The organism is Pseudomonas sp. TMW22091 (genome assembly GCF_022496705.1).
GTDB classification, from domain to species: domain Bacteria; phylum Pseudomonadota; class Gammaproteobacteria; order Pseudomonadales; family Pseudomonadaceae; genus Aquipseudomonas; species Aquipseudomonas saxonica.
Map to the genome: position 1 here is coordinate 101559 of NZ_SCFI01000010.1, position 11760 is coordinate 113318.

Sequence of the window (11760 nt, forward strand, 5' to 3'; positions counted from 1 at the left end):
CCGATTATCGTCCGATTGGACGAGGCGTTAAGGCCACGGTTTGTCTAGCGTCGGCGGCACTTCAATGTCAGCGCGCCAAGGCCCGCATACACCCTGAGAGGACACGCCAAATGAATTATCCCGACACCGCACCCGAACAGTTGCCCGGCCTGCTGGCCGCGCAGAAAAAAGCCTTTATCGAGGCTGGCCCGGTCAGTGCCACCCAGCGTCAGGAACGGATTCAGCGGGTAATTGATCTGTTGGTGCGCTATCAGCAGCCGCTGGTAGAAGCCATCGACCAGGATTTTGGCGGGCGGCCCCAGGGTTTTTCGTTAATGAACGATGTGCTGGGCTCGCTGGCATCGCTCAAGTATGCCCGTGACCATCTTTCTGGCTGGATGCAAGACGAGCCGCGAGAAGTGTTTGCACCTTATGACCAGCTGGGCGCCAAGGCCTGGGTCATGCATCAGCCCAAAGGCTCCATTGGCATTCTGGGCACCTGGAATGCGCCGCTGTTTACCTTGCTCAGCCCGTTGGCGTGCGTGCTGGCGGCGGGTAATCGGGCGATACTCAAGCCTTCCGAAGTGGTGCCGCGCACGGCTGCCGTGTTGGCTAACGCATTTGCCGATATGTTTGACCCGCTTGAGGTCGCGGTGGTGTTGGGTGATGCCAACGTAGCCCAGGCGTTGACCGCGCAGCCGTTTGACCATCTGGTATTCACCGGTAGCACGGCAGTGGCCCGTTCGGTGATGCGCAACGCCGCCGAAAACCTGGTGCCGCTGACTCTGGAGCTGGGGGGCAAATCCCCGGTGATCATTTCCCGCAGCGCCGAGCTGGCCAAGGCCGCGTTCAGCATTGCCGTGGCCAAAGCCAACAACGGTGGGCAGATCTGCATCAATCCGGACGTGGTGTATGTCCCCCGTGAGCAGCTCGAAGACTTTATCGGTGCCTTGCACGTGGCCTACAACGACCTGTGTCCCACTGTTGAGGGCAACCCTGACGTGGTGGCCGTGGTCAATGCGCGGCATTTGCAACGTGTTGAAGGCTATGTGCAAGACGCACGCGAACGCGGTGCTCGGGTAGAAAGTTTTCCGCAGGCACTCAAGGCCGATGAGCAGGCACGGCGTCGACCGCTGCAAGTGGTCATCGACCCGCCACGGGACAGCCGGATCATGCACGAAGAAATCTTTGGGCCGGCGTTGGTGGTGCTGCCCTACGACCAGATTGAACAGGCGCTGGAGGATATTCACAGCCGTGAGCGGCCATTGGCGCTGTATTATTTTGGTCAAAATGAAGAAGAACAGCGCTACGTGTTGCAGCACAGCATTTCGGGCGGCGTTACGATCAATGACGTGATGATGCACGCCGCCTTGCACGATGCGCCGTTTGGCGGCATAGGCGCTTCCGGTATGGGGCATTATCACGGTCGCGAAGGCTTTTTGGAGTTCAGCCATATGCGCACCGTGTTCAAGGCGCCGAGCCATGATCCACGCCGTGAATGGGGGCTGCTGCCACCCTACGGCGAGCACTTTCTGCCGACCATGCAGTCAATGGTCACGGCCGACTGAGCCAAGCGTTCCATGGCAAAACTGTAGGAGCTGACGAGCTCTGCGAGGCTGCGATCGACGGCGCAGCCGTCGTTGAGAAGTTTCATCAGGGCGCCAGGCTATACACCGCGTTCATCGACCTTGCGACGATTGCATCGTCGAACGCAGCCTCGCAAAGCTCGTCAGCTGCTACAGGGAATTTGCTGAAGTGCCCATAAAAATAAAATTAAAGCTGGAGTATGATTTTGCAAAACCCTGCCGCAACACCTGAAGAATCTGCTGGTTGGCAACGACGCCACGTGCTCAAGGCGGGCGTAGTGGCCGCAGGCGTTGGCCTGCTCGGCCGTTTTGCCCATGCGAGCGGTAGTGATGCCGTTTCACCTGCCGACTATCAGTCGATGGACGCCTGGGACATGGCCAACGCCGTGCGCAAGGGCGAACTGGCGCCCGAGCACTTGCTGGCTGCCGCGATGGCGCGCTGTGATGCCGTCAACCCTAAGGTCAATGCGGTCAATATGCGTCACGACGAGTACGCGACTGCGTTGCTCAAGTCCCGCCGTGCTGGCGGTGCGTCGAACACGGGCGCTCTGGCCGGGGTGCCGATTCTGATCAAAGACCTCAACACGCCACTGGAGGGCACCCGCACCACCAATGGCTGTCGCTTGTACAAGGACGCGCCACTGGCGCCTCAAACCAGCACCTTGATTGCCCGGTATCAAGCCCAGGGGGCCGTGCCATTTGGCAAAACGACGTGCCCGGAATTCGGCCTGACCACCACCACCGAGTCGCTGCTGTGGGGGCAAACCCGCAACCCCTGGAACTTGGCCCATAGCGCAGGTGGCTCCTCCGGCGGGGCAGCGGCAGCGGTGGCCGCCGGGATTGTGCCCGTGGCCCATGCCACCGATGGCGGGGGGTCTATCCGTATTCCGGCGTCCTATTGCGGCGTGGTGGGTCTTAAGCCCAGCCGCTACCGCACACCCAGCGGCCCCGGAAAATATGAGGGCTGGTTTGGGGCCAGCGTGGGCAACGTGGTGTCGCGCAATATCCGCGATATGGCCTTGTTTCTCGACATCGGCCAAGGCCATGAGCCCGGCAGCCCGTATTGGGCGAAGCCACTGGTGCGCCCCTATGTAGAAGAAATCCAAACTGCACCCGGCACCTTGCGTATTGGTCTGGTGCGTGAATCCTTGACCGGCTCGCCCCTGGACCCGGACGTGGCGCGAGTCTTGGATGAGACCATCAAGCGACTCAGTGCGATGGGGCATAACGTTGAAGAGGTGCAGCTTAAAGTCGACCCGCGCCAATTGTTTGGAGCCCACGGTTCGGTGATTGGCGATGCCTTGCTGACCATGGTGCATGACCGTGAGCAAGCACTGGGGCGCACGGCCACGGCGGACGACTTTGAACGCATCACGCAAGTGGTGCTGGGCAATGCCAAAAATGTCACGGGCGAAGGGCTGTACCGCGCACGGCAATCGTTCGAAAGCATTGGCGGCTACATGGAACAACAGTTTCAGACATTCGACGTGATCCTGTCGCCGGTCACAGCCAACGTAACGCCGAAGCTGGGTTTGCTCAGTCTCGACCAACTGTGGGATAGCTACGCCCACAACGCCATGGGCAGTGCGGCGTTTACCGTGCTGGCCAATGTCAGTGGGCAACCGGCGATTTCGCTCCCGGTGGGCATGAGTGAGAACGGCTTACCCATCGGCATGATGTTTACCGGGCCATTGGGCGGGGAGGACGTGCTGCTGCGCTTGAGTGCGCAGATTGAGCAGGACCGTGGGTGGGCGAAGTTGCCTGAGATATAAATAAACATACCCTGTGGGAGCGAGTAAGCCGCGCCCCCACAGGCGCATATTATTCTTCGACAGGTTTAAGTCCTTCATGGGTGATTAGATAAGTTTGTTTTTGATGATACTGCGTCCATCGTTTGTCTAGCGTTTCATTGATGAGTATCAGGCCACTGACCGGCGTCTTATGATAAATAGTTAAGCGCTCTCCTCTTTCAGGGGAGACGGGGAATTCCCATGTTTGCATTTCCGTCTCTTCTCCGCTGGTGATAGAGAGGTCTAGCAGTATAACTCCGTTTCTATCTGTGTATTTCATTGAAACGATTACATTGTCGGAGCCATCATCTTGCGAGGCAGTATAAGTTTTCACAGCCAGTTTATTGGTATCGAGGTAGAGTTGAGAAACTATTGAAGCTATTCCACTCGGGTTTAAATATTCAAATGAAAAATAGCTCCCTGCTTTTATACTGTCGGGTGCGTCATTGTCCAGAGGCAAGCAGTCAGCATAGGCCTCCATCAATTCTTCGCGTTCAGGGCTGTCGAACGCTTGCAGTGCCAGATAAAGTTCTACTTTAGAAAAGCAGGCGGCTTTGCTCCTGATGGGGTCATTGCGAAGTTCATTTACCCAGTTTTCGATGCTGAGTAGATAATTGGCCTGAATGTCTGTGCTCAGTGCCACATTTTCAAAGCCAAATGGGGTGAGGTTCCACGTTTGATTTTGAGAGCTGTTGTCAATTATGCCAGGGGTAGTCGTTCTAAACCCCCCTGACTGTGAATGGATAACCTCAATCTGATATCCGGGCTTATAGGGGAGTTGGATTTCTAGAATTTCGGCGCCCTTACCAGGGACCTCTATAGAAAAGAACTCTTTGTCGTCAGAATTTTTAATTCCGATACGGGCATAAAAATCAGGGTAGTTGGGATGTGGTTCGACTTTTGTTATTGCCAATGTAATGGATTGGGTAAAAAAGTCTAATAGCATCCACCCAAACGACCAATTACCTGTGCCAAGTAGCCATATTTTCTGGGACCCCGTGATAGATGAGGTGTTGCGAGGGGTAAAGTTGATGGTGTACTGGTTATTACCGTCTTTGACGATTAGATATTCTGTGCTCGGCTGATATTTTTTATTTTTGCCAAAGGGCAATCTTAACGAGTAGGCGCCCACTGGAAGGGCTGGGATATAAGTATCATCGTCAGTGATGATGTGCTGGTGCACTACACGATCACCGTCCATTACGATAAAGGGATGCCCATAAATTTGGGAAAAATCATCGATGATGAATTTTAGTCTGTATTTTCCTGTCACGGGATGGCTACTGAGTTGCTCAACCTTGACAAGATCAAAGTCGGTGTCCAATCCCAAGGCGTTTTGTTGCTGTAGTAATGCGTCGCATTTAAATAAACGATTAAGAGAGTACACGGCGTTGGCACCACTGTAAAGATTACGCTCTCGTTGCAATGCACTAATAGGCGCGCCCCATAACTGCATAAAAGGAACGACGTCTATACGATTGCCTGATGTGGCTAAGCTGTCCGCTAACATATCTAGAATGGGATGGTTTTCGGGAACAAAGTCAGCAGAATTCATATTGATGCGGTACAGCTGATTGAAGTGGGTAAACGAACTGACACCCGCTGCGTCAATCATTAATATGAAAAAAAATAGGCGTTGCAAATCTCCCCATTTGGCCACAGGGTTGCGTTTTTCCAGTTGGTCTTGAATAGTCCATTCAAAGAATTCCTTTTCACCTTCATATAATCCACCTATTTTATTTCTGACTTCGGGATCCTTTGAATCCTGCCAGTAGACGACGTAAATATTGTTCCAGATTTCACCCGTGTAAAATGAAGTGTCTGATCCAAATTTCCCCTGATAACCATGACCAATTTCATGGGCGCAACCCCAGTTGGTAGTGTCAGGAGATAGCCAGTACTTATTAATATTCGAATAAGAAGACTGTCCCGTGTAGTAGGTCCCGTAATAGGCTGAGCCTGGTCCATTATTATCCAGCTTCATGAAGTATCGATTGGGGATGTTCAAGTCAGTGGGCTGCGCAGGCTCAAAAGAAAGACCCGCCGTTGCGTTGAATGAGGTGAAGAGTGAATCGTAGAAATCAATCAGTCCATCAATTCCGCCTTGCGACTTCAGATCCTGTACATGAATTATATCTGGCCCGGGTACTAATATATTTGTGAAGAAGCTTTCAATGTAGGCATATTCAGAATTTTGATTTTCCCATTGGCTGAGAAAGGAGTCCTCATCGTCGCCTTTTTTATAAACGGGAAGAGTTTTGCTATGGTCAGGGTATTCGAATTCAACTTGTGGCGATCCATCGATATAAGGCGTATCGATGAACGGCACTGTAGCAACTGAGGTGGTTAACGGTGTCCAATCGCTTCCGACATTGAGAACGATTTCAGTTGCACTGTCATTGTGTAACAGGCGAGCTACAAGCGGTGCAGTGAAATCAGGGTTAATTTGTCTAATGTTGATTGTTTCATTAGCGCCGAGAATCAAACCCAGATGTTGTCGGTCATGATTTATACCTTTGCTCATTCCTGCTGCATCCAACCACGTTGGCCGGACAAGGGTGTTGATATTTTGGGTGCGGGTGGTAGTGGCCATGATAAACCTCTTGTTAACAGGCAGGAATGGGCGATCGACACACCGGATTTGTCAGGTGTGCGATTGATTAACCAAGTTGATCGAAGTGTCAGGCTAACATCGACCCCTTCGCAGGGTAACTGTCAGTAATTACAGTCAGTGATTGTTTTAATATATGAGCGGCCATAGCAGTAATACGCAGAATTCATCAATTATTACGGACTCACTCTCCATACAATCAGGCATAAGCTGTTAACACTGGCTCATAGCGATTACCTGGAAATCTCTAGTCCGCTTTGACGATGATACCCATCGCCACAGGCTGGATTATTCGTCATACAGCGCCCGCGCATTCGCGCAGCGAGAGACTGACGGAGAACACACGGATGGATCAGATACGAGAGAAAAGTCCGATAGAGCTTGAGCTGCTGGAGCGCGCGCGGCAATTGATACCCGCGCTTAAAAGTCGCTCAGCTCAGGCGGACAAGGACTGCAAATTGCCCGACGAAACGGTGCGCGATATGCAGGAGGCCGGTCTGTTTCGTGCTTTGCAGCCCAAAATGTGGGGCGGTCACGAAGTGGATCCGCGCACCTTCTTTGAAATCCAGATGACCTTGGCCGAAGGCTGTATGTCGACCGCCTGGGTGTACGGTGTGGTCGGTGTTCACCCTTGGCAACTGGCGCGTTACCCGGTTGAGGCGCAACGCGATGTGTGGGGTGAAGACAGCTCCACGCTGGTGGCCTCGACCTATATGCCGGTGGCTAAAGTCACGCCGGTCAAGGGCGGTTATCAGGTCAGCGGGCGATGGGGTTTCTCCAGCGGCAGCCAGCACGCCAAATGGTGTTTGCTCGGCGGTATCGTCCCGCAAGATGAAATGGGCCCGACCGAACACGGCACCTTTTTGATCCCGGCCACCGATTACCGGATCGAGCAGAACTGGGATGTGCTGGGCCTGCGTGGCAGCGGCAGCCACGACATTATCGTCGAGGATGCGTTTGTACCGGCACATCGCGTGCAGCGCACCAACAACTACAGCATCGAAGCCACTCCAGGACGGCTGGTCAATACCCATCCGATGTATGCCATTCCCTTTGCTCAAGTGTTTGCTCGGGCCGTATCGACGTCGGCCATTGGCGCGCTGCAAGGGGCGATCAATGAGTTTCGCGACAACGCCGCCAAGCATATCGGCAAGCACGGTGCTAAAACCGCTGAAGACCCGGCAGCACAGGCGGCTGTCGCTGAAGCCACCATCACCGTCGACGCGCTCAGGCTGGTACTGATGCGCAACTACGCCAACCTCATGGCACTGGCCACAGCAGGCGAGTACCCGGACGTTGAAACCCGTTTGTTGTATCGCTACCAATCCTCTCATGTGACCAATGTATGCGCTGATCGGGTCAGCGACCTGCTGCGCTGCATGGCGGCCTCGGGGTTGTACAACACTAACCCGGTGGCGCGATATTTCCGCGACCTGCATCAGGCCCGCGGGCACATTGCCAACAATGAGGCGGCGTACCGACGCAGCTACGGCGTAGTGCAACTGGGCCTGCCGAACGCAGACCCGTTTGTTTGATCCTGTGAATTTCTGACCTCAGCGGATGGCATAACAATAATGACGGCTCAAGTTCAGTCTCAGTCCACCTATGACGTAATAGTGGTTGGCTCCGGTGCCGGGGCTATGACTTCGGCGCTTTTTGCTGCCGATCAAGGCCTTTCGGTGCTGATTGTCGAGAAAAGCGATAAGTACGGCGGCACATCGGCGATTTCCGGCGGGGGGATCTGGATCCCCAATAACCATTATTTCGCCGCCATAGGCGGGCAGGACAGCCCTGAGTTGTCGATGCAATACCTCAAGGCCGCCACGGGTGAGCACGGTGATCCTGTGCGGTTGCAGGCGTATCTGGACAACGCCGCTGCCATGATCAAAAAACTCACTGATACCAGCCGCGTGCGTTACGCCGTGGCGGCCAAATACCCAGATTACTACCCGCAGTTGCCCGGCGCGCTGGCCGGTGGCCGCACCCTGGACCCGGAACTGTTTGACACCAGCCTGTTGGCCGAGGAATTGCCCAACCTGCGCAAACCCTCGCCCTCGACCCTGTTAATGGGGCGCATTGCATGGACGGCACGGGATGCACACAAGGCCATGGCGCGTAGCTTTGGCTGGCAATGGCTGATTTTCAAGTTGATGGCGCGCTACAAGCTCGACTTCAAATGGCGACGCAAGAGCAAATACGACCGCCGCGCGGCACTGGGCAGTTCACTGGTGGCGTCCTTGCGTCGTTCGCTGATGGACCGCAACGTGCCGCTATGGCTTAACACCGATTTTCAGGACGTTGTGCTCGACGGCGACCGCGTGTGCGGGATCATCGTGAACACGGGCGGCAAAGTGATGGAACTCAAGGCCCGGCGCGGAGTGATTTTCGGTTCAGGTGGTTTTGAGCAGAATCAGACCCTGCGCGAAAAATTCCTGCCACAACCCACCTTGGCCAAATGGAGCGCCACGCCGCCGGGCAACAACACCGGTGCAGCGCTGGAAGCAGGGATGAACATCGGCGCGGCCACCGCGTTGATGGACTGGGCCTGGTGGGCGCCGACCATTGCCGTGCCCGGCGAAGAAAAACCCCGGGGCGTGTTTGCCGAGCGAGCGTTTCCCGGCGCCATCGTGGTCAATAGTCTGGGCCATCGGTTCGTCAACGAAGCGGCGCCGTACCTTGAATTTGTCGACGCCATGTACAAGGACAACCATAAAACCGGCGGCCAGTCGGTGCCGTCGTGGGTGATTTTCGACGGTCACTTCCGGTTCCATTATGCGATGGGCCCGTTGATGCCTGGGCAGGTCGTACCGGACAGCCGCTTGCGCAAGGAATGGCTCAACACCCTGTATTGGAAAGCCGACAGCCTGGACGCGCTGGCGGGGCAAATCGGCGTGGACGCTGGCGGGTTGAACAGCACGGTCAGCAAGGTCAATGCCTACGCGCAAACCGGCGTTGATCTGGACTTCGACCGGGGCGGCAACGTGTTTGATCGCTATTACGGCGACAGCAATATCAAACCCAACCCGTGCCTGGCCCCCCTGCGCAAAGGCCCGTACTACGCCATGCGTCTGGATGCAGGAGACATTGGCACCAAAGGCGGGCTACTGACCAACCAGTTTGCCCAAGTGGTGCGTGAAAACGGCCAACCGATTGCCGGGCTGTATGCCATCGGCAACTGCTCGGCATCCGTAATGGGCACCAGCTATCCCGGCGCCGGCGGCACCCTCGGCCCGGCGATGACCTTTGGTTATATCGCCGCCAACCACATTGCCCGCCATGTGCCTGCCACCGCAGACAGTCGCGAGAAGGTGCTGTCATGAACGGTGCCAAGGTGAACACCAATACCCCGATCCTTGCGCCGTTGCAGGCGCATACCCTGACGGAACAGGACTGGCACGACAGCTGTGACGTGCTGGTCATCGGCTGGGGCGCTGCCGGTGCTTGCGCGGCGCTGGAAGCCCGCAGCCAGGGGTGTGAGGTGATGGTTGCCGACCGTTTCACCGGCGGCGGGGCGAGTGCCAAAAGTGGCGGTGTGGTGTATGCCGGCGGTGGCACGCAGCAACAGCAAGACGCTGGCTTCAACGACAGCCCGCAAGCGATGTTTGATTACCTTAAGCACGAAACTCAGGGCGTAATCAGCGACGCCACGTTGCATAAATTTTGCGCGGACAGTGTGAGCAACCTGAACTGGCTGGAAGGCCACGGCGCACGCTTCGCCCACAGCGTGCCACCGGGAGGTAAAACCTCATACCCCAGTGACGGCTACTTTTTGTATTACTCGGGCAATGAAAAAGTGCCGTCTTACGCCGGTTCTCAACCCCCCGCACCCCGTGGTCATCGCACGGTCGGTAAAGGGCAGTGCGGGGCCGTGCTGTATGCGCAACTCAAAGACGCCTGCCTGCGCGCCGGGGTGCAACCTTTGCTGCAATCGGCCGCCCGGCGGATGGTCGTGGATGCCACCGGGCGCGTCGTAGGGGCTGAGCTGTGGAGCTTGCCCGCAGGCAGTCGCGAGGCGCATCTACATGCGCGTCTGGCTGCACGTGCCGAACGCTTGCAAAACTTTGCCCCCGGTTACTGTGATCGCTTGCGGCAAAAGGTTGCCCAGCTTGAACACGATCATGCGCAACCGATTTTGGTGCGGGCGCGACTTGGCGTGATTCTCAGCACCGGCGGTTTCATCTTCAACCGTGACTTGATCCGCGAGCATGCGCCCAAATTTCGCCGCAACTTTAAAGTCGGGGCCACAGGCTGCGACGGCAGCGGCCTGCGCCTGGGTCAGTCAGTGGGGGCGCAAGGTGAACGCCTGAGCAGAGTTTCCGCCTGGCGCTTTATCAACCCTCCGTATTGCTGGCCCAAAGGGATTGTGGTCAACACCCAGGGGCAACGCTTTTGCAATGAAGAAGTGTACGGCGCGACCTTGGGTCAGCCGCTCTGTGAAGAGCAGGGTGGTCAGGCCTGGTTGGTGCTGGATGCGCGCTTGCGTCAACAGGCGATTCGCCAGGCGTTGTTTGGCGGCTATTGGTGGTTTCAGAGCGTACCGGCGTTGGCGTTGATGTTGCTGCGGGTGCGCAAGGGGCAAAGCCCTGATCAATTGGCGCAGGCGTGCGGCATGCAGCCCGGCCAGTTGAATGGCGCGCTTCGCGCTTATAACGCGGCTGCCCGGGGAGAGGCCGAGGATGTTTTTGGTAAGTCCAAAGACAGCCGTCAGGTGCTCGACAAGGGCCCGTTTTACGCCTGCAACATCAGCGTCGATAACCCGATTTTTCCGCTGGGAGCCTTGACCCTGGGCGGGCTTAAGGTCGATGAAACCAACGGCGCGGTGCTGGATGATCTCGGCCAGCCGATTGCCGGGCTGTTCAGCGCCGGGCGAACCGCCATTGGTGTCGCTTCGCACCTGTATATCAGCGGTTTGTCACTGGCCGATTGTGTGTTTTCAGGGCGCCGTGCGGGTCTGGCGATCAGCAATACTCGCCATGCTGATGGCTCGGTGCAGCAGTCAAACGCCAGCCCTGTTTTAGAAAGGACAGCCCCATGAGTGGACGCGTGGCAGGTAAAGTCGCCTTGATCACCGGCGGTGCAAGTGGCGTGGGCCGGGCCAGCGCGCTGTTGTTGGCCCGTGAAGGTGCTCGGGTGGTGATCAGTGACATAGACGTCGAAAGCGGCCAGGCGTTGGCAGAAGAAATAGGCCCTTCGGCCTTATTCATCCAACACGACGCCAGCAGCGAGGCGGACTGGGCGCGGGTGATAGACACTCTGCGTCTGCGTTATGGCCAGCTCGATATTCTGTTCAATAACGCTGGCATTTTGCTCAAGGGCGACATTGAACACACGAGCTACAGTGACTGGCAGCGTGTTCAACGAATTAACTCCGACAGTGTCTTTCTCGGTTGTCGTGCCGCCATTGCCCTGATGAAAGAAGGTGCAGGCGGCTCAATTATCAATATGTCGTCGATTGCCGGCGTGGCCGGTCGTGATGATTACACCGCCTACAGCGCCTCCAAAGGCGCCGTGGCGGCACTGTCGCGTACCGTGGCGGTGCTGTGCCGCCGCCGCAAATACCGCATTCGCTGCAATTCCTTGCACCCTGACGGCATCCTCACCCCCATGACCACGGCAACATTGCCTGCAGGCCTTGACCCGTGGAGCCTGACCATCGACGCCGACCCTATGGGGCGCATGTGCCTGCCCGAAGACGTCGCCGCCAGCGTGCTGTTTTTGGCCAGCGAAGAATCGCGGGCCATCAATGGGATAGAGCTGCGCATCGACAGTGGCCAGTTTGTGATGAGTATTTAAG

At 56.4% G+C, this 11760-nt stretch carries 7 protein-coding genes; 6 read left to right on the forward strand and 1 reads right to left on the reverse strand.

Features of this window, described 5'->3' with window-relative positions; all coding sequences use genetic code 11:
• The first annotated feature begins 110 nt into the window (after positions 1 to 110).
• Complete coding sequence (locus EQV93_RS17970) at positions 111 to 1547, forward strand: coniferyl aldehyde dehydrogenase (protein WP_240892099.1); 1437 nt, start codon at positions 111 to 113, stop codon at positions 1545 to 1547.
• A gap of 218 nt (positions 1548 to 1765) precedes the next feature.
• Positions 1766 to 3337, forward strand: coding sequence for an amidase (locus EQV93_RS17975; protein WP_240892100.1), 1572 nt, complete (start codon positions 1766 to 1768; stop codon positions 3335 to 3337).
• Positions 3338 to 3386: 49 nt separating this feature from the next.
• Here EQV93_RS17975 and EQV93_RS17980 read toward each other — a convergent pair whose 3' ends face one another.
• On the reverse strand, positions 3387 to 5948 hold the full coding sequence (locus EQV93_RS17980) for a putative mucin/carbohydrate-binding domain-containing protein (protein WP_240892101.1): 2562 nt from the start codon (positions 5946 to 5948) through the stop codon (positions 3387 to 3389).
• Between the two features lie 365 nt (positions 5949 to 6313).
• Here EQV93_RS17980 and EQV93_RS17985 point away from each other — a divergent pair, with 365 nt between their 5' ends.
• Genes EQV93_RS17985 through EQV93_RS18000 form a run of 4 tightly spaced genes read left to right on the forward strand, consistent with a single transcriptional unit; the run spans position 6314 to position 11759 of the window.
• On the forward strand, positions 6314 to 7501 hold the full coding sequence (locus EQV93_RS17985) for an acyl-CoA dehydrogenase family protein (RefSeq protein WP_122784342.1): 1188 nt from the start codon (positions 6314 to 6316) through the stop codon (positions 7499 to 7501).
• A 39-nt stretch (positions 7502 to 7540) separates the two neighbouring features.
• Positions 7541 to 9286: an FAD-binding protein gene (locus EQV93_RS17990; protein WP_122784343.1), complete on the forward strand. Its 1746-nt coding sequence runs from the start codon at positions 7541 to 7543 to the stop codon at positions 9284 to 9286.
• Positions 9283 to 11001 (forward strand): FAD-binding protein, encoded by a 1719-nt coding sequence (locus EQV93_RS17995; RefSeq protein ID WP_240892102.1) that lies wholly within the window; start codon positions 9283 to 9285, stop codon positions 10999 to 11001. Before EQV93_RS17990 ends, EQV93_RS17995 begins: the two co-directional genes overlap by 4 nt.
• Positions 10998 to 11759 (forward strand): SDR family oxidoreductase, encoded by a 762-nt coding sequence (locus tag EQV93_RS18000; protein ID WP_122784345.1) that lies wholly within the window; start codon positions 10998 to 11000, stop codon positions 11757 to 11759. The genes EQV93_RS17995 and EQV93_RS18000 overlap by 4 nt, the downstream gene beginning before the upstream one ends.
• Position 11760: the final 1 nt, after the last annotated feature.

Bases quoted from the DNA above. Each gene is read 5' to 3' on its own strand.
- EQV93_RS17995 (WP_240892102.1), top strand. From the start codon at position 9,283: ATGAACGGTGCCAAGGTGAACACCAATACCCCGATCCTTGCGCCGTTG.
- EQV93_RS18000 (WP_122784345.1), top strand. From the start codon at position 10,998: ATGAGTGGACGCGTGGCAGGTAAAGTCGCCTTGATCACCGGCGGTGCA.
- EQV93_RS17990 (WP_122784343.1), top strand. From the start codon at position 7,541: ATGACGGCTCAAGTTCAGTCTCAGTCCACCTATGACGTAATAGTGGTT.
- EQV93_RS17975 (WP_240892100.1), top strand. From the start codon at position 1,766: ATGATTTTGCAAAACCCTGCCGCAACACCTGAAGAATCTGCTGGTTGG.
- EQV93_RS17985 (WP_122784342.1), top strand. From the start codon at position 6,314: ATGGATCAGATACGAGAGAAAAGTCCGATAGAGCTTGAGCTGCTGGAG.
- EQV93_RS17970 (WP_240892099.1), top strand. From the start codon at position 111: ATGAATTATCCCGACACCGCACCCGAACAGTTGCCCGGCCTGCTGGCC.
- EQV93_RS17980 (WP_240892101.1), bottom strand. From the start codon at position 5,948: ATGGCCACTACCACCCGCACCCAAAATATCAACACCCTTGTCCGGCCA.